Raw genomic sequence first — 22,305 nt, 5'->3', positions numbered from 1 at the left:
CTTACAGGTGTTTTGTGGGGTTAATTTGATTACGGTTGGGAGCAAGGAGGCAGTATAAATAAATCCGCCTCCTTCTCAATCACTTATGGGATGAAAAAAATGGAAACTGAAAATGGCGCTGAAATTGCTGGTAGTCTGAATGTCCAATTTAAACATCCAGAATATGGTAGTTCCGAGTTGGAGCTTCGTAATGAGAAGATTTTTTCTCGTCGTGAAGGGTTATTTTTTATTAATCCAAAGCAGAGAGAGTTGGGTGGGCATGAATATTATCTGAGCCTTACGTTTAAAGTGGGCCTTGAGGTTGGAAAAATTTATACGTTAGACGAAGATGACTCCGTTAAAGCTCATTTGGAGATTGATAGTATTGAAGGTGATAAAAGTGCTAGCGGTACGTTTCTTTTATCAAGGGGTACGCCATATTTCGAGGGAGAATTTAAACTCTTTGAGGAAGGGGTCTTTTCAGCAGATGGAACATTCTCTTTTTACAGCGTGAGTAGCTGATGCTGATCTGACGCCATGCAGAAAAAGGGGCATCTTTTAATCGCATAAATAATTCTGTTCCCTTTTCTGATCCATTTCTAATCATCAACCAATACATCGGCGACATCAAAGAAACCTACGGCGTGCCGGTTGAAGAAATCGTCGAAGGCATCAAGCACGGCGTGCGCAAGGTCAACATCGACACCGACCTGCGCCTGGCGTCCACCGGTACGATGCGTCGCCTGATGGCCACCAACCCGAGCGAATTCGACCCGCGTAAATTCTTCGGCGCCACTGTCACCGCCATGCGTGATGTCTGCATCGCCCGCTATGAAGCCTTCGGCACCGCCGGTAATGCTTCGAAGATCAAACTGATCTCGCTGGAAGCGATGTATCAGCGTTACTTGAAAGGTGAGTTGAACGCCAAGGTCAACTAAGCCTGGGCGTGACACTGCACTGATAAAAAACCCGCCGAGAGGCGGGTTTTTTTATGGGTGACGAATTTCAGCGTTCAATCGGGAGATCGAACCCGCGCTGTTCAATCACCCTGAATACATCACTCACATCTTGAACCATGATCCGCGCGATGTTGGTGACGGTATTGACGTCATGCTCGGCGTAGTCCGGCAGGCTGGTGCAGGCCATCAGGTTAAGGTATTTGAGCACCGCGTTCAGGCGTTCGCTGACGCAGGCGTGGAGGTCGGCGAGCGGGGCGTTGCTGTCGATGTGCAGGATTGGAGTGTCGCTGGCGAGGTGGCTGCCTGGGGTGAAGCGGTCGTTCGTAGTCATAGGTAGATCTTCTCGTGGATATGAAGAAAAGCTACAGCCGTTCGCTGCGAAACGAATGGGTGGTAGCTGTGTGCGGGTTCGCAGACCGAGGCACGAGAAAAACCCGGCAGACCCGAAGGTCTCCCACACACAGCCACCATAAAACGTACTACGGGCGCCGAGGCGACCATCGTTGCTATGGTGCTTGGTTCTAACGCGCTGTAGGGCTGCGAAACCCTATCGCCCACTGCTGTCGGCGACGGGGCGAACTATAAGCGGCGGCTTGAAGGGCTGCAACCGCACTGTAGGAAAGTGCAGCACCCCCGTGGCGAGGGAGCTTGCTCCCGCTCGGCGGCGCAGCCGCCGCAAAACCGGGCGCTGTGTGTGTCTGAGGAAACCGAGTGCTCTGGCTTGGGGCCGCTTCGCTGCCCAACGGGGGCAAGCCCCCTCACCACAAAAGGCGTGTTCCTACAGGTTTATCGGAAGTGACCTGGTCCTAAACCACCGATGTGTGCGTTGTGAGGCTATGTGTCATAACCCGCAAAGCTGTTATCGCGAGATTGTATTGCGATCTGTTATTTCTTACAGGTGCGTTATGGGGGGAACTCGATTACGGTTATGGATAAGGAGGATGCATGAATAAACTATCCACCTCTTACTGCTTTTAGTGTGTTTGCTTTTTTTATTAAATAGGTGAAGAAAAATGACATCGAAAAAAGTTGATTCCGTACAGGCGTCGGTGGCAGAGCTCGGGTTGCGCTCTGGTTCGGTAATTGGGAAATTTCGTGGCGATATCTCATATCCCCACGGCGGGGACTATGAGGCGAGTTACTTGCGGGGGGGGTGTAATCCTGAATCAGATGCTGATTTTATGTATGTGCACTCTGATCAAGAGGCTCCTGACGACACTGGGAATACTTATAACTCCACCGTTATGTTCCACTTCAAAAAACCGCTTAGTATTGCTCGGTATGATTTTTCGGATGAGAAAGTGCGGGAGCACACAACAATCATCGTGGATAGTCAGTTTGGGAGGAGATGGCAGCCGAAATCGGGGGCTCTTTTGGTTACCAGCATAGGTCTGGACTCATACAAAGGCAGGTTCAATATCTATAAAGAGGAGCGGGAGGAAGGTTTTGCCGTTACGGATGGCGAGTTTGAATTCAACTTTGCTGATGAAGGGGACATTTGACTGGGAAGGACGAGTGGATCAGAAGCACTTGGGAACGGTTTTCATGCGTTGGATTTTTTACTTGTGGGATGAAAGGGGGACAGATTTATGTCGATTTGTTGACCTTTTTCTGTGGTGAGCGAGCTTGCTCCCGCTCGGTGGCGCAGCCGCCGCAAAACCAGGCGCTGCGGTGTGTCTGAGGAAACCGAGTGCGCTGGCTTGGGGCCGCTTCGCAGTCCAGCGGGGGCAAGCCCCCTCACCACAAAAGCTGTTTTCCTATCGGTTTATCGGAAGTGCTGCACCCTGTGGCCAGGGCCCCACAAAAACCAAAGCCCGCAGCTTATTTGTCGTGATCAATATCCAGCTTTCTGAACGTCACTTTCCCACCCTCGCTCTTGTACCCGCTGTTGTCTTGCACATACACCCCAGCCTTGAAGTACAGCGGTTTATCCCGCCAGGTGGCGCTGATTTTGGTGTCCCACTGATACCCTGCCGCGCTGATGCCCAAAGCGCCGCCGGGGCTGAGGTGGATGAGGTAGGAGAACTCGCGGTCGAGCTTGATCCCGGTGGCGATGGTGATTACTCGGCCCTCGTCGTCATCGGGGCGCATGCGCACTTTGGCGACGATGTTGCCGTTGGCGGTTTTGGTTTTGTATTGGTATTCGACTTTCACCAGCGGCTTCTGACTGTTGTAGGCATGAATCTGGCCGATGACGATTTTCCCGGAACTGGGCACTTGATTCACCGTGAGGGTCGCGCGCAGGGAGTTGTCGGCGTCCGGGTAGTACCAGTTGCGCAGGGTGCCGTTGCTGAAGGTCTCGCGCAATTCGCTGCGCGGGTAGATGGCGTTCTCGGTGCGGGAACCGGTCACCGGGGCCCAGAAGAACAGCGTGCCAGTGTTGGAGTGGAAGTACTGATCCTTGAAGCCCTTGACCAGTTTGGGGGTGTCGATGGTCGCCGGAGGGCTGCCGACAGGAACGCTCAGGTTCCAGGTTGCCAGATCAATCATAGTTAAATGGTTTTCCACGTATCTCAGCTGCATGCACGGGCCAGAATCCTCTGGGCCGTGCATCGGGGGCGGCCTTTATAAACGCGGCGGGACCGTTTGTTAATGCTGGCCACGACAAGTGACTGGCGTCAAAGTTCTGTTAAAAGGCCATCTCCGGCGGTTTCGGGGGGCTGTAGAGGTGACCGTTAGTCGGTTGCCGACCGGATTGACAGCGTGATGGCTTGATGACAGCTTCTGCTTTCACGGATCCGGGTCTAGAGTGAGGGCACAGTACTTGTCCGGTTTTTTGACCTGAATCCGACACGACGCCCCGATACGAGAAGCAGCATGGAATGCGCGCAAATCACGCCAGTTGACGGCAGCTCCGTCCTTTTAATCGTTGATGACTATCCTGAAAACCTGATCAGCATGCGCGCGTTGCTGCAACGCCAGGACTGGCAGGTGATTACCGCCGCCTCAGGTTTCGAGGCGCTGAGCCTATTGCTGCAGCACGATGTCGATCTGGTGTTGCTGGATGTGCAGATGCCCGGCATGGACGGTTTCGAAGTCGCGCGGCTGATGCGCGGCAGCCAACGCACGCGGCTCACGCCGATTATTTTCCTCACCGCCAACGAGCAGTCCCAGGACGCCGTGATCAAGGGCTATGCCAGCGGCGCGGTGGATTACCTGTTCAAACCCTTCGATCCGCAAATCCTCAAACCCAAGGTCCAGGCGTTGCTGGAGCACCAGCGCAATCGCCGGGCCTTGCAGCGCTTGAGTCTTGACCTGGAAGCCGCCCGCGCCTTCAACGCTTCGGTGCTGGATAACGCCGCCGAGGGCATCCTGGTAGTGGACGAGGGCGGAATGATTCGTTTCGCCAACCCGGCGATGTCGCGCTTGCTCAATGCCACGGTGACCGAGCTGCAGGACACCGAATTCCTCGATTACCTGCAGAAACCCCATGTGCCGCTGTGGGCCGAGAGTGAGTTCCTGGCCGGTTACCGGCGTGGCGAAACCTTGCGCCTGCACGATGCGCTGCTGCGCACCGCGCCCGGCCAGCAAGTGCCGGTGGCTTTGTCCTGTGCGCCGTTGCCGAGCGAACAGAAAGCCATGGTGGTGACTGTGCTCGACATGTCGGTGGTGCGCCACCTGCATCAACAGCTGGAATTCCAGGCGGTCACCGACCCGCTGACCGGTCTGCTCAACCGCCGCGGCTTCTACCAGACCGTGGAAACCCTGCTGCTGCGCGGCGAACGCACCGACCGCGCGTGGGTGCTTCTGTACCTCGACCTCGACGGCTTCAAGCGGGTCAATGATTCACTTGGTCACGACGCGGGTGACCGCGTGCTGCGCTGGGTTTCCGAGCAATTGAAAGCCTGCCTGAAGCCGTTCGACATTTTGGCGCGCATGGGCGGTGATGAATTCACCGCGCTGCTGGATCTGGAATTCCCCGAGCAAGCGGCGAAGATTGCGGAGAGACTTATCGAACGGGTGTCGATCTGTCAGCAAATCGACGGTCTGGACGTGGCGCTGGGCGCCAGCATCGGCATCGCGACGTTCCCCGATTGCGGCTCCAACCTGGATGGCTTGATGCGCGCCGCCGACATCGCCATGTACGAGGCCAAGCGCGCCGGGCGCCAGCAATATCGCTTCTACGATCACGAAATGAACGGCCGCGCCCGCTCGCGCTTGATGCTCGAAGAAAGCGTGCGCACGGCGATCGAGAACCGCGATTTCAATCTGGTGTATCAGCCTCAGGTGTCGATCATCGATGGTCGGATTCGCGGCTTCGAGGCGTTATTGCGCTGGCAGCATCCCAGCGTCGGCGATGTGCCGCCGGGGCTGTTCCTGCCGCTGCTTGAGGAAGCGCGGTTGATCAGCCGTTTGGGCAGCTGGATTTATCATCGCGGCGCCGGCCAGCGCAAAGCCTGGGAAACGCTGTTCGCCGAAGACCTGGTGCTGGGCGTGAGCCTGAGCAGCACGCAATTCGGCCTGCCCAACCTGGCCACTGAATTGCGCCAGGTGCTGGAGCGCCACGGCTTGCAACCGCATCAATTGGAAGTCGAGGTGACCGAAGACGCCTTGATGAACAACCCCGATGAAACCCGCAAGCAACTGCGCCTGCTGCGCAATCTGGGGGTGCGGGTGGCGCTGGACGACTTCGGCTCCGGTGCCTGCTCGCTGGCGCATCTGCGCGACTTGGAGCTGGACACGCTCAAGCTCGACCGGCATCTGATCGCCCGGCTGCTCGATTCGCCCCGGGACGCGATCCTGGCGCGCAGCGTGATCGCGCTGTGCAAGGAGTTCGGTTTGCTGGTGATTGCCGAAGGCGTGGAAACCCTGGCGCAGTATCAGTGGTTGCGCGAGCACGGCTGCGGTTATGTGCAAGGCTTCTTGGTGGCGCGGCCGCTGATGGCCGAAGACGCCGAGGACTTCGCCCAGCCGTTCGACTGGGGCGCATTGGACGCCTGATTTTTCGCTACACTGGCGACCCTTCCCGTGACCGACACCGTGCGCCCCATGACTGCGTTGAAGTACCTCCAGGCCTACCCCGCGACCTTGCAGGATCAGGTGCGCCAACTGATCGACCAGGGTCGCCTGGCCGAGTACCTGAGCCAGCGTTATCCGGATCGCCACGCAATCCAGAGCGACAAGGCGCTGTACACCTTCGCTCTCGATCTGAAGCAGGAATACCTGCGCAACGCGCCGGCCATCGACAAGGTGCTGTTCGACAACCGCCTCGACCTGACCCACCGTGCCCTTGGCCTGCACACCACGGTGTCGCGGGTGCAGGGCGGCAAACTCAAGGCCAAGAAGGAAATCCGTATCGCCTCGTTGTTCAAGGAGGCGGCGCCGCAGTTCCTGCAAATGATCGTGGTGCACGAACTGGCGCACTTCAAGGAATCTGACCACAACAAGGCGTTTTACAAACTCTGCGAGCACATGTTGCCGGGTTACCACCAATTGGAGTTCGACCTGCGGGTCTACCTGACCTACCGCGATCTGCAGGGCAAAACCGACGCATGACAAGGACTGAGCGATGGACGTGAGCAAGACCAAAAGCAGCTTTTATCGCCGTTTGTACGTGGCTTACCTGATCGATAGCGGTTTGGCTGCCAGCGTCCCGGCGCTGACCGAACTCACCGGCATGCCGCGACGCACCGCCCAGGACACCATCGCCGCGCTCGCCGACCTGGACATTGTTTGCGAGTTTGAGCAGGAGGCTGGAGCGCGCAACCACGCCGGGCGCTACTGCATTCGCGAATGGGGCGCGATCGATCGCGGCTGGATCGAGCGCAACTTGCGGCAGATCAAAACAGTGCTGGACTATCCCTGAGGTCGGGTTCAGGACCGGCGCATGCCGATATGCGGAATGTCATCCTCCAGGTATTCCTCGCCCGCCACCACAAATCCGTACCGCCCGTAATAGCCCTGCAAATGCGCCTGGGCTGACAGGTAGATCGGCACTTGCGGCCAGATCTGCTGCGCGTGCTTCAACGCCCGGTCGAGCATCTGATGGCCGAGCCCGGTGCCACGGGCTTCGGGCGCGGTGACCACGCGGCCGATGACCACGTCGCCGCCCTGGGATGGCGGATCGAGCAGACGCAGGTAAGCCACCAGGCGTTCGCCGTCCCACGCCATCAAATGATGGTTGTCGCCCGCCAGATCCTGGCCATCGACGTCTTGGTAGACGCACTGCTGCTCGACCACGAACACCTCGGCGCGAAGCTTGAGCACGGCGTACAGCTGTTCCTTGCTGAGGTCGTGGTGATGTTTACAGACCCATTCAATTGTCATGCGGCAAATCCCTGAAAAACCTGATTGGGATACTAAGCGCCCATCGGGCGATTGTCATGGGCGCGACGTGGCACGAAAAACTGTGATAAAGACCAAAATGCCATCATTCATTTCTCGCCACCGGGCCGTCTTTGTGTAATCTGGCGAATAGCACGTTGCCAAGGTTTCCATGAACTACTGTTAGGGACCGGGGTGCGCCGGTAAGGGGCCTCAGAGGATCAGCTGAAAAATACACCGGGCAGGCTGCCCGCTAAGGATTTTTGGCATGCCGCGATTGCATCGAGCCTGCGCGTTGGTTGGCTTGCTGTTGCTGAGTCAGGGAGTGCTTGCGCAAAAGCTGCGGCTGGTGGCCGACGCGTGGCCGCCGTTTACCGACGCTACGTTGCTCAATGGCGGCTTGGCCACGGATATCGTCAGTACTGCGCTGACGCGTGCCGGGTACGCCAGCGAATTCGAGCAAGTGCCTTGGGCCAGGGCTTTGCTGGGGATTGGCGAAGGGCGCTACGACGTGCTGATCAACGCCTGGTACAACGACGAGCGCACCCTCATCGGCCAGTTCTCCGGCGAGTATCTGCTCAACCGCGTGCGCTTCCTCAAGCGCAAAGACGCGCCCATCGAATTCAACAACCTGCAGCAACTGCACACCTACCCGATTGCGGTGATTCGCGGCTATGCCTATTCGCCGGAGTTCGACAATGACGTGGCGCTGCAGAAAATTCCGGTGCACAACTTCGCCATGGCGGTGCGCATGCTCGCGGCGGATCGGGTAAAGCTGACGCTGGAAGATGAATACGTCGCCCGCCATTACCTGGCTCGCGAGTCGGCGAAGGTGCGTAATTCGGTGGAATTCCTGCCCAAGGCCTTGAGCGAGAACAGCCTGCACATCCTGGTCAGCCTGAAAAACCCGGAGCACCAGAAAATCGTCGCCGGGTTTGACCGGGTGATTGCAGAGATGAAGGCCGATGGCAGCTACGCGCGGTTGATGAAGCAGCATGGGATGTAGCGGAGCCGCTTCGAGCGACAAGCGCCAAGCTGCAAGATTCAACCCTCGCTGGTCTCCTTGATCAGGTGCGCTGCCAGGGTCCGCAACGGTCCGAGCTGGCGGCAGATGAGCCCGAGTTGCGTCTGCACCAGACGCTGACCTTCATCGATTTCATCCGGCATTTGTTCCAGGTCCGCCGCCAATGTTTCTTCTTCATCACTCTGGATCGCGATCGGCTGCTTGGTCAGCAGGCCTTGGGCGATTTCATCGATGCTCGCGGCGAGTTTCACTCCGGCGCCGTCGATCAAATGCTCGCGCACATCCGCCGGCAGTTGGGTGTCACGGTGGGCGCCGAGGCCTGAGAGGTAACTGAGCAAGGTGTGCGACAGCACCAGAAAGCGGAAACCCACGTCCGCTTCTTTGCGGAAATGCCCCGGCTCCATCAGCATGTTCGCCAGAGTGGTCGACAGCGCGGCATCGGCGTTGTGGGCGTTGCGCCGGGCGAGGCGATAAGCCAGGTCGTCGCTCTTGCCGGCGGCGTATTGCTGCATGATCTGGCGCAAGTAAATGCTGTTGCACGACAAGGTATTGGCCAGCACTTTGTTCAGGCGCCGGCCCTGCCAGTCCGGCAGGAACAGGAACACCGCCAGGCCGGCGATCAGGCTGCCGAGCAAGGTATCGAACAGCCGTGGCAGGAACATCCCGTAGCCATCGCCTACCTGGTTGAAACAGAACAGCACCATCAGCGTGATCGCCGCCGTGGCCAAGGTGTAGCGGGTGGTACGGTTAGTAAAGAACACCACCCCGGCGGCAATCGCGAAGCACGACTGCACCAGCGGATTGGGGAACAGGTCAAACAGCGCCCAGGCCAGGGTCAGGCCGATGGCGGTGCCGATGATCCGCTGGCCGAGTTTGCGCCGGGTGGCGCCGTAGTTCGGCTGGCAGACGAACAGCGTGGTGAGGATGATCCAATAGCCTTGCGACGGGTGAATCAAATGCACCATCGCGTAGCCGACGCTCAATGCCAGGGGCAAGCGCAGTGCATGGCGGAACAGCAACGAGGTCGGCGTCAGTTGCGTGCGCAGGCGCACCCAGACGTCCTTGAAGTTACGCGGCGAGCGGTCGAGCAGGCTGCTGTCGGTGGCGTCGGCCAAGGCATCCGGATTACTGGCATCGCTGAGCAAACGGTCGAGGGTGCCGAGGTTGGCTGCCAGCGCGCGCAACGAACGCAGCAGGCCGCGCCAGGCCGGGTTGCTCTGGATGCGCAAGTGTTCCAGCGAGGCGTGCAGGTCGCCGAGGGCTTCGGCAAAACTGTCGTCGTAGACGAACGGCTGGCGCAACTGGATCGACTCGGCCAATGCGCGGCACGCCTTGCCCTGTTGCCGTAGCAGGCGCTGACAACGGAACAGCACGTCGCTGTGAAAGAACGCGTCGGACAGAGCGTTGTAGGGGTAGTGCGAGGAGCTGGCGCGCTCGTGGATGTCCTGGGCGAGGAAGTACAGCTTGAGGTAGCGACTGACCTTCGAGCCCGGGCGACCGTTGCCGACCCGGTGCAGGATGATTTCCTTGGCCGCGTTCAGCGCCGCCACCACCCGGCCGTTCTGCTGGGCCAATTCCAGGCGTCGGGCTTCGACATCCATCTGCCGGATCGGCTCGAACAGCGAGGATTTCAGCTTCAGGTACAGCCCCAATTCGCGGAACAACCGCGCCAGGCTTTGCTGCACCGGTTGGTTGGAAAACAGCGCCTGCCACAGCACCGACAGCAAGCCGTACCACGCCGCGCCGGCCACCAGCAGCATCGGCTCATGCCAGAAATCGGTGACCGCGCCGCCGCGCTGGTCGACGCCGATCATGGTGTACACCGACAGAATCAAAGTCGCCGAGGCGATGGCGCCGTAGCGCTCGCCCAAGGCGCCGAGCATGGTCAGGCCAAACGCCGCCAACGCCAGGGCAATGCTGAAAATGATGGGGTAGGGGAACAGCAATTCCACCGACAGCGCGGCGACGCTGAAACACACCAGGGTCACGGCCAGGGCGTTGAGGCGGCCCTGCCAACTGTCGTCGGTCTCGGCCAGGGCGCTGGCAATAATCCCCAGGAAGAGCGGGATCAACAGGCCCATCTCATCCTTGTACCAACACAGGGCCATGGTGCCGGTCAGGGCGATGAACACCCGTACGCTGTAGCTGAATTTATCCAGCGCCCAGAGGCGGCGCAGTGACTGACTGAACGGGGTCGATGGCATGAGGTGCGAAGGCCTTCCGGGGCGATGCCGCTAAATTGAGGCAGTTATGACGACGACGCAATGGCGCCGATCACATCTGACAGCAAAATGTGTTCCTTGATACTGCATGCCTGCCGCAAAGTCTTCAGGCTGGCCAGTCAACATGTGGGAGCTGGCTTGCCAGCGATGGGGAGGGCACATGCGGCATCTTTGTTGACTGTCACACCGCTATCGCTGGCAAGCCAGCTCCCACAGGTAATTGGCTCAGACGTACTGCGCAGCGGCATACCCCGACGCCCACGCCCACTGGAAGTTGAAGCCACCCAGATGCCCGGTCACGTCCAGCACTTCGCCGATGAAGTACAGACCGGGGCTCTTCAGCGATTCCATGGTCTTGGACGACACTTCCCGGGTATCGACGCCACCGAGGGTCACTTCGGCGGTGCGGTAGCCTTCGGTGCCGGCGGGGACGACGGTCCAGTTCGCCAGTTTCTCGGCAATCGCCGCCAGCTCGGCGTGGGTGTACTGCTTCATCGGTTTGGAGACGAACCAGTTGTCCGCCAGCAGGTTGGCCATCTTCTTGGTGAACAGCTCGCCCAGCAGGGTTTTCAGTTCGCTGTTCGGGCGTTCGGCTTGCTGCTGTTGCAGCCAGGCTGGCACGTCGTGGTCCGGCAGCAGGTTGATTTCCACCGGGTCGCCGGATTCCCAGAACGACGAGATCTGCAAAATCGCCGGGCCGCTGAGGCCGCGATGGGTGAACAGGATGTTCTCGCGGAAGCTCTGGTCGTTGCAGCTGACCAGGCAATCCACCGAAGTGCCGGACAGCTCGGTGCACAGTTCCTTGAGCTGATCGGTAATGGTGAACGGCACCAGGCCGGCGCGGGTCGGCAGCAACTCGTGGCCGAACTGCCTGGCCACTTGATAGCCAAAACCGGTAGCGCCAAGGGTCGGAATGGACAAACCGCCGGTGGCGATCACCAATGACTGGCAGGTGACCTGACCGAGCGTGGTGTCGAGCAGATAACCGCTGTCGACTTTCTCGATGGTCTGGACCGCCGTGTCGAGGTGCAGGCTGACGCCGGCCTGGTCGCACTCGTTGAGCAGCATTTCGAGGATGTCGCTGGATTTGTTATCGCAGAACAACTGCCCGAGTTTTTTCTCGTGGTACGGCACGCCATGCTTGCCGACCAGGCCGATGAAGTCCCACTGGGTGTAGCGCGCCAGCGCGGATTTGCAGAAATGCGCGTTATGCGAGAGGAAATTGCTCGGTTCGGTGTACATGTTGGTGAAATTGCAGCGACCGCCGCCGGACATGAGGATTTTCTTGCCAGCCTTGTTGGCGTGGTCCAGCAACAGCACCTGACGCCCGCGCCCCGCCGCAGTCAGCGCGCACATCAACCCTGCGGCGCCAGCGCCAATGATCACGACTTCGGTAGAGCGCAAAACGGTGTCCTCTTGATGTGTCACCACAAAACTAATTGTGGGAGCGGGCTTGCTCGCGAAAGCGGTGTGTCAGTCAGTCTATGAGCCAACTGACAGATTGCATTCGCGAGCAAGCCCGCTCCCACAGGGGGATTGCGGTGCTCTTACAGGATCCGCACGCGCAACGAGCGGCCCTTGATCTTGCCGTCGTTCAGGCGCTGCAAGGCCTGTTTGGCGACGCCGCGCTCCACGGCCACGTAGGCCTGAAAATCGAAGATCGCGATCTTGCCGACCTGGGCGCCAGGGATGCCGGCGTCGCCGGTCAGGGCGCCGAGAATGTCGCCCGGGCGGACCTTGTCCTTGCGCCCAGCGCCGATGCACAGGGTGCTCATCGCCGGCAGCAGCGGGGCGCCGCCCTGGGAGGTCAGGTTGCTGATCTGGTCCCAGTTCAGCGGCGCTTTCTGCAGTTGTTCGATGGACTGCGCGCGGTGTGCTTCCGACGGCGCCACCAGGCTGATCGCGATGCCTTTCTCGCCAGCGCGTCCGGTGCGGCCAACCCGGTGAATGTGGATTTCCGAGTCGCGAGCCAGTTCGACGTTGATCACCATGTCCAGCGCATCAATGTCCAGGCCACGGGCGGCGACGTCGGTGGCCACCAGCACCGAGGTGCTGCGGTTGGCGAACATCGCCAGCACCTGGTCGCGGTCACGCTGTTCCAGGTCGCCGTGCAGGCCGACCGCGGAAATACCTTTGGAGGTCAGGTGATCGACGGTTTCCTGCACTTGCTGCTTGGTGAAGCAGAACGCCACGCAGGACGCCGGGCGGAAGTGGCCGAGCACTTTAGTCACGGCGCTCATGCGCTCGTCCGGGGAGATCTCGTAGAAACGCTGCTCGATCTGCGTGTCGTCGTGGAAGGCCTCGGCCTTGACGATTTGCGGCGTGCGCATGAACTTCGAGGCCAGTTGCTTGATGCCGGTCGGGTAGGTCGCGGAGAACAGCAGGGTCTGACGACGCTCCGGGGTCTGCGCGATGATTTCTTCGATGGAATCGTAGAAACCCATGTCGAGCATGCGGTCGGCTTCATCGAGGATCAGGGTATTGAGGCCATGAAGCACAAGCGAACCCTTGCGCAAATGCTGCTGAATGCGCCCCGGCGTGCCGACGATGATGTGCGCGCCGTGCTCCAGGGAAGCGATCTGCGGACCGAACGACACGCCGCCGCACAGGGTCAGGACCTTGATGTTGTCTTCGGCACGGGCCAGGCGCCGGACTTCCTTGGCGACCTGGTCGGCCAGCTCGCGGGTCGGGCAAATCACCAGGGCCTGGCAACCGAAGAAGCGCGGATTGATCGGGTTCAGCAGGCCGATGCCAAACGCCGCGGTTTTGCCGCTGCCGGTCTTGGCCTGGGCGATCAGGTCCATCCCTTTGAGGATCACCGGCAAGCTTTGCGCCTGGATCGGCGTCATCTGGGCATAACCGAGGGAGTCGAGGTTAGCCAGCATGGCGGCGGACAGCGGCAAAGTATTAAAAGCGGTGGCGATGGTGGTCACGGGACGGGCCTGCAAAACAAAATGTCGCGCAGTGTATCAGGCCCGTGGCCATTGGCCCGCAGTTTCCTGACGAGAAGTCGCCAGGCGCGGGCATGGAATGACCGCATCCTAGGGCTCGATATGTTCTTCGGGGCGCTTGACCCGTCGCCCGTCATTGGTCGACAGCTGGGAAAAAATCGTCGCCGCCAGCATCGCCATGATCCCGACCGTGACGAAGGTCAGCTGAAATGCGCCGAGCACGGTGTCCACCCCGTCATTGCCGACTTCTGCGGTAAATCCACCGAGCAACGCACCGGCACAGGCCACGCCCAGGCTCAGGGACAGCTGGGCGACTACCGACAGCAAACTGTTGCCGCTGCTGGCGCTGGCATCGTCGAGGTCGATCAGGGTCACGGTGTTCATCGCGGTGAATTGCAGCGAGTTGATCGCACCGAGGATCGCCAATTGGCCCAGCAGTAGCCAGTATGGCGTCTGCTCGCTGACCAGGCCCATGCTCGCCAGCATGATCCCCAGCGCCAGGGTGTTGCCGGTAAGCACGATGCGGTAGCCGAAACGCTCGATCAGCGGCCGCGCCACCGACTTGGCAAACATCGCCGCCGCCGCCAGCGGCAACATGCTCATGCCGGCCTGGGACGGTGAATAACCGAGCGCCACTTGCAACAACAGCGGCACCAGGAACGGCAGGGCGCCGCTGCCCAGGCGGGCAAACAGGTTGCCGAGGATGCCGACGGCAAAGGTCCGGGTCTTGAACAGCGACGGCGCAAACAGCGGGTTATCGATGTGCCCGGCGCGCAGCCAATACGCCGCCAGGCACGCCATGCCGCCGAACAGCAGCAACATCACCCGTAAGTGCGGCAGGTGCAGTTCGCCCAGGCCTTCCATAGCGATGGTGATCAGCACCATCGCCGCACCGAACAGCAGGAACCCGATGCCGTCGAAGCGCGTGCGCTCGCTGCCGCGCAGGTCCGGGATGAATTTCCACACCGCGTAGCAACCGATCACCCCGACCGGCAGATTGAGCAAAAAGATCCAGTGCCACGACAGGTATTGCACCATCCAGCCGCCCGTCGTGGGCCCGAGCAACGGGCCGAGCAGGCCGGGAATGGTGATGAAGCCCATGATCCGCACCAGCTCCGAACGCGGGTACGCGCGCAACACCACCAAACGCCCGACCGGCAACATCAAGGCGCCGCCCAGGCCTTGAACCACACGCGCGCCAATCAGCATGCCCAAAGAACTGGACAACGCACACAGCAAGGAGCCGATGCTGAACAGCAGGATCGCGCCGAAGAAAATCTTCTTGGTGCCGAAGCGGTCGGCGATCCAGCCCGAGGCGGGGATCAGCAGCGCGACGGTGAGCATGTAGGCGATGACCACGCCTTGCATGCGCAACGGGTCTTCGGCCAGATCGCGGGCCATGGCCGGCAGCGCGGTGTTGAGGATGGTCCCGTCGAGGGACTGCATGAAGAACGCAATAGCGACGACCCACGGCAACCAGCGGGCGGTAACAGGGTCGAGAGGTGGGCGGTTGGGCATGGGACCTCTGTTTGTGAGTGATGCGGTTGTGGCGAGGGAGCTTGCTCCCGCTGGGCTGCGCAGCGGCCCGAAAATTTTATGAGTGCTGCGCACTCAAGCGGGAGCAAGCTCCCTCGCCACAGGCTTGCGGTGTCTACAGCGTCAGAGTCAGTCTGCTGACCAGCGCCCCCGGCAACAGCGCCGACGCCGTCGCTCGTTGGCTGTAAGTGCTGGCCGACAGCAGCAATTCCCGCTCCGCAGTCAATGCTTCCAGTTGCGATCCAAGCAGGCTGAAAGCGCTATCGTCGAAGCGCATGGTGCTGACCGGCGCCTGGATCTCGCCGTTCTCGACCCAGAACGTAGCGAACCGGGTCATGCCAGTCAGGCGCGCCGCCGGTTGGTCGGAGAAGTTCAGGTACCACAGGTTGCTGATGTACAGCCCGGTGCCCAGTTGGCGAAGAATCTCGCTCTGCGGCAAGGTCCCGGCGGCCATGTTCAGCGCGCTGGGGGATTCACCGCCGTCGGCACCGTTGGCGGTGAGGCCGTACTCGGCAGCGCTGCGGGAACTGACCAATTGCGCCCCGGCCTGGCCGGCGACGATCAAGGCCAGATCGCTGCGCGGATACCCTTCGCCGGAAAACGCCGGGCTCAGGGAGCCGCTGACTTTCTCATCCAGCGACAGCAACGGACTGAACGACTGATCGCCACTATAAAGTTTCTGTAACGGGCTGCTTTTACTGGCAATCGACTGCGCGGAAAACCCGCCCCAGCACAACATGCCGACGATTTCTTCCAGCGCCGCCGGTGCCAGGTAGGCGCGGTATTGCCCCGGCGCCAAGGTACGTAACGGGCGACCCAGATGTTCCAGCTGTTCCCGCGCCTGGGCGAAACGGCTGGTGAAACCTTGGTCACTCCAGGCATGCCCGGCATAGCTGGCTTTCACCGCTTGGCCGTTGGCATGGAACAGGCTGAAATCGAAATTGAAGCTGTTCGCCTGATGCCAGCCGAATGCCCCGCAAGAGCTGGCAAAACCGCGGCTGATCGGCCCGGCGGCGTAGAAGCCGACCAAGTCCAGCCCTTCGGCGGCCTGGGCGATTTGTGCCACCACGTGTTCGGTGTCCGGCAACGGATGGTCCTGCACGTTCTGGCTCTGCCAGCCGTTGTGATTGAGCAGCAGGTACGGATCCGGCGGCAGCAACGGCAAGGTGTCGCGCAACTGTTGCAAGCCTTCGGACAAACGCTGCACGTCGGTTTGCGGGTCACCGGACAGGGTAATGTCGAGGTCGGCGTGGCGTCCGTCGTTGATCAGTTTGAAACCGACGCTGGCCTGTTGCACCTGTCCGGCCTGACGCACCTTGGCGTGGTTGAAACGCACGAAGGCCGAGGACTCGGCGGCGTAGCTGAGGGTGAATTGTTCAGGCTCGCGCAGGGCACTCTGCAGCCAGGTGACCAAGGACTTGAACAGTGCCGCTTGATTGTTCGACGTCGGCATCAGGCGTCCCCTCCAAACACATCAATGTTGCTGAACACGCACGCCGGCGAGGCATGGCCGACGCGGATCACCTGGTTCGGTTCGCCCTTGCCGCAGTTCGGCGTGCCCAACACCTTGAAGGTGCTGGCATCGCCCACCGCCCGCAGGCTCTTCCAGAAATGCGCAGAAATCGCCCGGTAATTGGGGTTCTTGACCACGCCTTTGAGTTCGCCGTTTTCGATCAACTGGCCCCACTCGCAGCCGAACTGGAATTTGTTGCGCGCATCGTCGATCGACCACGAGCGGTTGGTGCTCATCAGAATGCCGTGTTCGATGCCGCCGATCATTTCCGCCAGCGGCTGATCGCCAGGCTCGATGTTGAGGTTGGCCATGCGGTCGATCGGCGGTCGGTTCCAGCTGCAGGCGCGGCTGTTGGCGACGCCTTCCATGCCTGCACGGAACTGCGACAGCGCGCCGCCCAGTGGCCGGATCAGCAACCCGTCGCGAATCAGGAACTGCTTGCAGGCCGCGCTGCCGTCGTCGTCATGGGCGTAGCTGGCCAGTTGTTCGGGGATCTCCGGGTCGAATGTCACGTTGAGCAACTGCGAACCGTATTGCAGGTGCCCGAAGTCGCTGACCTTGACGAAACTGGTGCCGGCGTAATTGCGCTCGTCGCCGAGGATGCGGTCCAGTTCCAGCGGGTGGCCGATGGATTCGTGGATTTGCAGCATCATCTGGTCGGGCATCAGCAGCAGGTCGCGCGGGCCGGATGGAGTGTTTGGCGCCAGCAGCAATTGCAGCGCCTGCTCGGCGATCTTCGGCCCGGCGCCAATCAGGCCGCAGCGACTGATCACATCGAAGCCGCCCTGCTGGCCAAAGTTTTCGCGGCCCAGGGTGCGGGTCTGGCTGTCGTGGCCGTCGTAGGCGGTGACGTCCAGGCTCGGGTAGACGAAGCGCTGGGCCTGGCGCAACTCGGCGCCGGCGCTGTTGAGGTAGATCTGTTCGACGTCGGTGATCCCGATGCTCACCTGCCAGTTGACCAGGCGCTCGTCCCTGGGCACCGAGGCGGACTCGGCGCCGAGCAATTGGTAGCAGTCGCTCAGGGACGGGAAGGGCTGCTCGAGGTGCGGCGACAGGTAATCACCGCGCGCGCTGGACACATCCTGCTCGCTGAGGTCGAGCAAGGCGTGCGGTTTGAGGCGTCGGGCCTGTTGCTCGGCGCGGTCGAGGGCCGCCTGCAGGCCTTGCTGCGACAGGTCGTTGGTGGCGGCATAGGCTTCGACGCCGTTGACACGGACGGTCAACATCGCCCCTTCATCACGGCTCAGGCTGGGCGGTTCGGCGACATTCTTGCGCACCGACAAATACTGCCCGGCTTCGCGCACGTAGCGCACCGAAAAGAACTCGGCGCCCGTGCGCAAGGCAGCCACGCGCTGCTTGAGCTGGGGGTGGAAGTCGAACATTCGGGAACCTCCATGGTGGGGAGCGGTGTGGCGGTTTTGCGAGGGGATGAAACGATTGCGCGGCACTAGAGTAGGCCTGCGCGGGGGATAGGATCAAGTGAAGAGGGAGTGTAGGAGTGTTTACCTGGGTGTGTCAGATGAAGATGTACTGCCTGGCTAGGCCTCATCGCTGGCAAGCCAGCTCCCACAGTTTTTTTGGGTGAACACACGGCCTCATCTCCTGCAAGTTCCCACAGTTTTTTGGGTGAACGCAATGATTGCGAACAACGCGAAACCCTGTGGGAGCTGGCTTGCCAGCGATTAGCCGTGACGCGGTATTACGACTTATTGAGCAACAGGCATCACTTCACGCATCGCCTTACCCTTCACCGGCGCGTCCCCGGCGACGTAATAGTCGGCGGTACTGCGTGGCAATGGCTGGCGGCCACGGATCTTGTCGGCGATTTTCTCGGCGATCATGATCGTCGGTGCGTTGAGGTTGCCGGTGGTGATGATCGGCATGATCGACGCATCGACCACCCGCAGGCCTTGCATCCCATGCACGCGACCTTCGCCATCGACCACGGCCATGTCATCGGTGCCCATCTTGCATGAGCACGAGGGGTGGAAAGCGGTCTCAGCGTGTTCGCGGATGAACTGGTCGAGTTGCTCATCGGTCTGCACCTCGATGCCCGGGCTGATTTCCCGACCACGGAACGGGTCGAGCGCCGGCTGCTGCATGATCTCGCGGGTCAGGCGGATGCCGTCGCGGAACTCCTGCCAGTCCTGCTCGGTGGCCATGTAGTTGAACAGGATGCTCGGGTACTCGCGCGGGTCCTTGGACTTAGCCTGCACGCGGCCGCGGCTCGGCGAACGCATGGAACCCATGTGCGCCTGGAAACCGTGTTCTTTCACCCCGTTGCTGCCGTTGTAGTTAATCGCCACCGGCAGGAAGTGGTACTGGATGTTCGGCCAATCGAATTCCGGACGCGAGCGGATGAAACCACCAGCCTCGAACTGGTTGCTGGCACCGATGCCGGTGCCGTTGAACAGCCATTCGGCACCGATCGCCGGCTGGTTGTACCAGAGCAGCGATGGGTACAGCGACACCGGTTGGGTGCAGGCGTATTGCAGGTACAACTCGAGGTGATCCTGCAGGTTTTCACCAACGCCGGGCAGGTCGTGGACCACCGGAATGTCAAGCGTGTTCAGCAGCTCAGCCGGGCCGACGCCGGAGCGTTGCAGGATCTGCGGCGACGCGATAGCGCCGGAGCACAGCAGCACTTCTTTGCGGGCGCGGGCTTCAACGCGCTCTTCAGCGGCGCCGATCAGATAACGCACGCCAACTGCACGCTTGCCGTCGAACAGGATCTTGTCGGTGAGGGCGTGGGTGACGATGGTCAGGGTCGAGCGCTTCTTGGCGATGTCCAGGTAACCGCGCGCGGTGCTGGCACGACGGCCATTCGGCGTCACGGTGCGGTCCATCGGCCCGAAGCCTTCCTGCTGGTAACCGTTGAGGTCTTCGGTGCGCGGGTAACCCGCCTGCACGCCGGCCTCCACCATGGCGTGGAACAGCGGATTATTACCCGCCTTGGGCGTGGTCACGCTGACCGGGCCGTCGCCACCGTGGTAGTCGTTGGGCCCAATGTCGCGGCTTTCCGCTTTGCGGAAATACGGCAGGCAGTTGAGGTAATCCCAATCCTCCAGGCCGGGAAGCTTGGCCCAGTTGTCGTAGTCCATGGCGTTGCCGCGGATGTAACACATGCCATTGATCAACGACGAGCCGCCCAGGCCTTTGCCACGACCGCACTCCATGCGCCGACCGTCCATGTGCGGCTCGGGATCGGTTTCGTAGGCCCAGTTGTAGCGTCGGCCTTGCAGCGGGAACGCCAGCGCGGCGGGCATTTGCGTGCGGAAGTCGAGGCGGTAATCCGGGCCACCGGCTTCGAGCAGCAGGACGGTGACGCCGGCGTCCTCAGTCAAACGAGTCGCCAGGGTGTTACCGGCCGAGCCGGCACCGATGATGATGTAATCGAATTCTTGGGACATTGAATGCACCCTCTTTGAAAGTGGTCAGGTCGCCACAGCCGAGGCGCCACCTACCCTGTGGCGAGGGAGCTTGCTCCCGCTCGGCTGCGCAGCAGTCGCAAAGTCAGCGACTGTGGTGTGTCTGAAGAAAGGCGGGGCCTAGAGGAGGGGCCGCTTCGCAGCCCAGCGGGAGCAAGCTCCCTCGCCACAAAAGCAGCCACTCCGGCTCCGATCTATCAGAACACCGAGACGTAATCGCCCAGCTCGACCTGTACCGATTTGATGCGCGTGAAGTTGTTCAGCGAGCTGATGCCGTTCTCACGGCCCACGCCCGACTGCTTGTAGCCGCCGACCGGCATTTTCGCGTCGGACTCGCCCCAGGCGTTGATCCAGCAGATACCGGCTTCCAGTTGATGAATCACCCGGTGGGCGCGGTTCAGGTCTTGGGTGACGATGCCAGCGGCCAGGCCGAAGTCGGTGTCGTTGGCGCGGCGGATCACTTCTTCTTCGCTGTCGTAGGTGAGGATGCTCATCACCGGGCCGAAGATTTCTTCACGGACGATGGTCATGTCGTCGGTGCAATCGGTGAACACGGTCGGTGCCACGAATGCACCTTTGGCGAATTCACCGTTGGTCAAGCGCTCGCCGCCGCACAGCACGCGGGCGCCTTCGGCTTTACCTTTGGCGATGTAGCCCAGCACGCTTTCCATGTGGGCGAAGCTGACCAGCGGGCCGAAGTTGGTGTTTTCGTCCTCCGGGCTGCCAATGCGGATACGCGCAACGCGCTCGGCGATCTTGGCTTCGAACGCGGCTTTCAGTTGAGTCGGCACGAACACGCGGGTGCCGTTGGTGCAGACTTGGCCGGAGCTGTAGAAGTTGGCCATCATCGCGGTGTCGGCGGCGCGATCGAGGTCGGCGTCGTCGAAGATGATCAGCGGCGACTTGCCGCCCAGCTCCATGGTGACTTCCTTGAGCGACGAACTCGAGGCGCTGGCCATGACTTTCTTGCCGGTATCGGTGCCGCCGGTGAACGAGACTTTCTCGATGCGCGGGTGCTCGGTCAGCCAGGTGCCGACTTCACGGCCGCTGCCGGTCAAGACGTTGAACACACCCGCCGGCACGCCCGCTTCGGTGTAGATCTCGGCCAGTTTCAGTGTGGTCAGTGAGGTGACTTCGCTCGGCTTGAAGATCATCGCGTTGCCGGCAGCCAGGGCCGGGGCGGATTTCCACAGGGCGATCTGGATCGGGTAGTTCCACGCGCCGATACCGGCGACCACGCCCAGCGGCTCGCGACGGGTGTAGACGAACGACGTGGAGCGCAGCGGGATTTGTTCGCCTTCGATGGCTGGCACCAGGCCTGCGTAGTATTCCAGCACGTCGGCGCCGGTGACGATGTCGACGTACTTGGTTTCGGAGAACGATTTGCCGGTGTCTAGGGTTTCCAGAGCGGCTAACTCGTCGTTGCGCTCACGCAGGATATCGACGGCGCGACGCAGGATGCGCGAACGCTCCATGGCGGTCATGGCGGCCCAGATTTTCTGGCCCTTTTCAGCGCTGACCACTGCACGCTCGACGTCTGCCTGGGTAGCGCGTTGCACCTGGGCGAGGACTTCACCGTTCGCCGGGTTGATGGCTTCGAAAGTGGCGTCGCTGCTGGCGTCGCAGTAGCCGCCATCGATGTAGAGTTTTTGCAGTTCGAAACGGGCCATAAAGTCCTCGCTAATGCATTGAGTGGTTGGCGTGGACCACTGGGCACATCCCGTTGTCCGGGGTAGCGCTGATCAGTGGCGGTTCAGGGGTCGAGCAGTCTGCTGTGCTCTAACTCACCTGCTTGGCCAATTGAAAATCCATGTATTCGTAAGCGATCTGGTGCGCCTGCTCGGTGTCGAAAGCGTCTCCCGACAGCGCGCCGCGCAACCACAAACCGTCAATGAGGGCAGCCAGGCCTCGGGCGGCGCTGCGCGCTTGATCAAGTGGCAACACGCGGCGGAACTGGCAGCACAGGTTGGAATACAGACGGTGATCGTTGATCCGCTGCAACCGGTGCAAAGACGGGTGGTGCATGCTGGTGGCCCAAAAGGCCAACCAGGTTTTCATCGCCGGGCCATTGACCTGGCTGGCGTCGAAGTTGCCTTCGATGATCACCTGCAGGTGCGCCCGTGGGCTGCTGTCCTCCAGTGCCTGGCGGCGCGCGGTGACGTTCTCGCTGAGCACCGTCATCAGGTGCTGCGCCGTGGCGGCGATCAAGCCGTTCTTGTCCTGAAAGTAATGACTGATGATGCCGTTCGAGACACCAGCCAAACGGGCGATCAGCGCAATGCTGGCGTCCCCCATGCCGACCTGATCCACCGCTTGCATCGTGGCTTCGATCAACTGCTGGCGGCGGATGGGTTGCATACCGACCTTGGGCATCTTGCACATCTCCTTAAGACTGCCGACGGACGTCGAGCGTCCACCGGATTGACGGC

The 22,305-nt window shown here is 60.9% G+C and carries 18 protein-coding genes and 1 pseudogene; 7 read left to right on the top strand and 12 right to left on the bottom strand.

Features of this window, described 5'->3' with window-relative positions; genetic code table 11:
- Positions 1 to 99 precede the first annotated feature (99 nt).
- Entirely contained in the window at positions 100 to 501 is a 402-nt protein-coding gene (locus tag RG836_RS04650) for a hypothetical protein (protein ID WP_310843588.1), read from the top strand.
- Positions 502 to 548: 47 nt separating this feature from the next.
- Positions 549 to 917 (top strand): annotated as a pseudogene (locus tag RG836_RS04645) (class II fructose-bisphosphate aldolase); the annotation flags it as partial.
- A gap of 67 nt (positions 918 to 984) precedes the next feature.
- Here the strand turns inward: RG836_RS04645 and RG836_RS04640 are convergent.
- Positions 985 to 1,269 carry a fructose-bisphosphate aldolase gene (locus RG836_RS04640; protein WP_310843586.1) on the bottom strand — a complete coding sequence of 95 codons (285 nt, stop codon included), beginning with the start codon at positions 1,267 to 1,269 and terminating at the stop codon, positions 985 to 987.
- A gap of 682 nt (positions 1,270 to 1,951) precedes the next feature.
- Here RG836_RS04640 and RG836_RS04635 point away from each other — a divergent pair.
- Positions 1,952 to 2,440 carry a hypothetical protein gene (locus tag RG836_RS04635; protein WP_310843585.1) on the top strand — a complete coding sequence of 163 codons (489 nt, stop codon included), beginning with the start codon at positions 1,952 to 1,954 and terminating at the stop codon, positions 2,438 to 2,440.
- A gap of 319 nt (positions 2,441 to 2,759) precedes the next feature.
- On the opposite strand, the gene RG836_RS04630 is transcribed toward RG836_RS04635, so the two are convergent.
- Positions 2,760 to 3,428 carry a polysaccharide lyase family 7 protein gene (locus RG836_RS04630; protein ID WP_310843584.1) on the bottom strand — a complete coding sequence of 223 codons (669 nt, stop codon included), beginning with the start codon at positions 3,426 to 3,428 and terminating at the stop codon, positions 2,760 to 2,762.
- 327 nt (positions 3,429 to 3,755) lie between these two features.
- Between RG836_RS04630 and RG836_RS04625 the strand changes: the two genes are divergently transcribed.
- From RG836_RS04625 to RG836_RS04615, 3 genes are read left to right on the top strand one after another with little or no spacing between them, the layout of a single operon-like run.
- Entirely contained in the window at positions 3,756 to 5,879 is a 2,124-nt protein-coding gene (locus RG836_RS04625; RefSeq protein ID WP_310843582.1) for a putative bifunctional diguanylate cyclase/phosphodiesterase, read from the top strand.
- Between the two features lie 48 nt (positions 5,880 to 5,927).
- Positions 5,928 to 6,434 carry a M48 metallopeptidase family protein gene (locus tag RG836_RS04620; RefSeq protein WP_310843580.1) on the top strand — a complete coding sequence of 169 codons (507 nt, stop codon included), beginning with the start codon at positions 5,928 to 5,930 and terminating at the stop codon, positions 6,432 to 6,434.
- Positions 6,435 to 6,447: 13 nt separating this feature from the next.
- A complete protein-coding gene (locus RG836_RS04615; protein ID WP_310843578.1) occupies positions 6,448 to 6,744 on the top strand; it encodes a winged helix-turn-helix domain-containing protein in 297 nt (98 codons plus the stop codon).
- Positions 6,745 to 6,752: 8 nt separating this feature from the next.
- On the opposite strand, the gene RG836_RS04610 is transcribed toward RG836_RS04615, so the two are convergent.
- A complete protein-coding gene (locus tag RG836_RS04610; protein WP_310843576.1) occupies positions 6,753 to 7,205 on the bottom strand; it encodes a GNAT family N-acetyltransferase in 453 nt (150 codons plus the stop codon).
- Positions 7,206 to 7,470: 265 nt separating this feature from the next.
- Between RG836_RS04610 and RG836_RS04605 the strand changes: the two genes are divergently transcribed.
- Positions 7,471 to 8,208 carry a substrate-binding periplasmic protein gene (locus tag RG836_RS04605; RefSeq protein WP_310843575.1) on the top strand — a complete coding sequence of 246 codons (738 nt, stop codon included), beginning with the start codon at positions 7,471 to 7,473 and terminating at the stop codon, positions 8,206 to 8,208.
- Between the two features lie 38 nt (positions 8,209 to 8,246).
- Here RG836_RS04605 and yccS read toward each other — a convergent pair whose 3' ends face one another.
- The 9 genes from yccS to betI form a co-directional block, all read right to left on the bottom strand.
- Positions 8,247 to 10,430 carry a YccS family putative transporter gene (gene yccS, locus RG836_RS04600; RefSeq protein ID WP_310843574.1) on the bottom strand — a complete coding sequence of 728 codons (2,184 nt, stop codon included), beginning with the start codon at positions 10,428 to 10,430 and terminating at the stop codon, positions 8,247 to 8,249.
- 243 nt (positions 10,431 to 10,673) lie between these two features.
- Positions 10,674 to 11,852 (bottom strand): BaiN/RdsA family NAD(P)/FAD-dependent oxidoreductase, encoded by a 1,179-nt coding sequence (locus RG836_RS04595; protein WP_310843572.1) that lies wholly within the window; start codon positions 11,850 to 11,852, stop codon positions 10,674 to 10,676.
- 143 nt (positions 11,853 to 11,995) lie between these two features.
- A complete protein-coding gene (gene dbpA / locus RG836_RS04590) occupies positions 11,996 to 13,333 on the bottom strand; it encodes an ATP-dependent RNA helicase DbpA (protein WP_310844436.1) in 1,338 nt (445 codons plus the stop codon).
- Between the two features lie 156 nt (positions 13,334 to 13,489).
- On the bottom strand, positions 13,490 to 15,010 hold the full coding sequence (gene mdtD / locus RG836_RS04585; protein WP_310843570.1) for a multidrug transporter subunit MdtD: 1,521 nt from the start codon (positions 15,008 to 15,010) through the stop codon (positions 13,490 to 13,492).
- Positions 15,011 to 15,050: 40 nt separating this feature from the next.
- Positions 15,051 to 16,388, bottom strand: a complete 1,338-nt coding sequence (locus tag RG836_RS04580) for a TldD/PmbA family protein (RefSeq protein WP_310843569.1) — start codon at positions 16,386 to 16,388, stop codon at positions 15,051 to 15,053.
- The gene (locus RG836_RS04575) at positions 16,388 to 17,830 is read right to left on the bottom strand and encodes a TldD/PmbA family protein (protein ID WP_310843567.1); all 1,443 of its coding nucleotides are present in this window, start codon (positions 17,828 to 17,830) and stop codon (positions 16,388 to 16,390) included. Before RG836_RS04575 ends, RG836_RS04580 begins: the two co-directional genes overlap by 1 nt.
- Positions 17,831 to 18,154: 324 nt before the next feature.
- Positions 18,155 to 19,858, bottom strand: coding sequence for a choline dehydrogenase (betA, locus tag RG836_RS04570; protein WP_310843565.1), 1,704 nt, complete (start codon positions 19,856 to 19,858; stop codon positions 18,155 to 18,157).
- A 215-nt stretch (positions 19,859 to 20,073) separates the two neighbouring features.
- A complete protein-coding gene (betB, locus tag RG836_RS04565) occupies positions 20,074 to 21,546 on the bottom strand; it encodes a betaine-aldehyde dehydrogenase (RefSeq protein WP_310843564.1) in 1,473 nt (490 codons plus the stop codon).
- 109 nt (positions 21,547 to 21,655) lie between these two features.
- Positions 21,656 to 22,249, bottom strand: coding sequence for a transcriptional regulator BetI (gene betI, locus RG836_RS04560; protein ID WP_310843563.1), 594 nt, complete (start codon positions 22,247 to 22,249; stop codon positions 21,656 to 21,658).
- Between the last annotated feature and the right edge of the window lie 56 nt (positions 22,250 to 22,305).

It is taken from the genome of Pseudomonas rhizozeae, assembly GCF_031583775.1.
GTDB lineage: Bacteria > Pseudomonadota > Gammaproteobacteria > Pseudomonadales > Pseudomonadaceae > Aquipseudomonas.
The sequence above is the reverse complement of the archived record's forward strand: the minus strand, read 5'-3'. Positions and strand labels throughout refer to the sequence as shown.

Coding starts and splice junctions, on each gene's coding strand:
- RG836_RS04605 (WP_310843575.1), top strand. CDS start 7,471: ATGCCGCGATTGCATCGAGCCTGCGCGTTGGTTGGCTTGCTGTTGCTG.
- RG836_RS04610 (WP_310843576.1), bottom strand. CDS start 7,205: ATGACAATTGAATGGGTCTGTAAACATCACCACGACCTCAGCAAGGAA.
- betA (WP_310843565.1), bottom strand. CDS start 19,858: ATGTCCCAAGAATTCGATTACATCATCATCGGTGCCGGCTCGGCCGGT.
- RG836_RS04615 (WP_310843578.1), top strand. CDS start 6,448: ATGGACGTGAGCAAGACCAAAAGCAGCTTTTATCGCCGTTTGTACGTG.
- yccS (WP_310843574.1), bottom strand. CDS start 10,430: ATGCCATCGACCCCGTTCAGTCAGTCACTGCGCCGCCTCTGGGCGCTG.
- dbpA (WP_310844436.1), bottom strand. CDS start 13,333: ATGCTGGCTAACCTCGACTCCCTCGGTTATGCCCAGATGACGCCGATC.
- RG836_RS04630 (WP_310843584.1), bottom strand. CDS start 3,428: ATGATTGATCTGGCAACCTGGAACCTGAGCGTTCCTGTCGGCAGCCCT.
- betB (WP_310843564.1), bottom strand. CDS start 21,546: ATGGCCCGTTTCGAACTGCAAAAACTCTACATCGATGGCGGCTACTGC.
- betI (WP_310843563.1), bottom strand. CDS start 22,249: ATGCCCAAGGTCGGTATGCAACCCATCCGCCGCCAGCAGTTGATCGAA.
- RG836_RS04580 (WP_310843569.1), bottom strand. CDS start 16,388: ATGCCGACGTCGAACAATCAAGCGGCACTGTTCAAGTCCTTGGTCACC.
- RG836_RS04650 (WP_310843588.1), top strand. CDS start 100: ATGGAAACTGAAAATGGCGCTGAAATTGCTGGTAGTCTGAATGTCCAA.
- RG836_RS04635 (WP_310843585.1), top strand. CDS start 1,952: ATGACATCGAAAAAAGTTGATTCCGTACAGGCGTCGGTGGCAGAGCTC.
- RG836_RS04625 (WP_310843582.1), top strand. CDS start 3,756: ATGGAATGCGCGCAAATCACGCCAGTTGACGGCAGCTCCGTCCTTTTA.
- RG836_RS04575 (WP_310843567.1), bottom strand. CDS start 17,830: ATGTTCGACTTCCACCCCCAGCTCAAGCAGCGCGTGGCTGCCTTGCGC.
- RG836_RS04640 (WP_310843586.1), bottom strand. CDS start 1,269: ATGACTACGAACGACCGCTTCACCCCAGGCAGCCACCTCGCCAGCGAC.
- RG836_RS04620 (WP_310843580.1), top strand. CDS start 5,928: ATGACTGCGTTGAAGTACCTCCAGGCCTACCCCGCGACCTTGCAGGAT.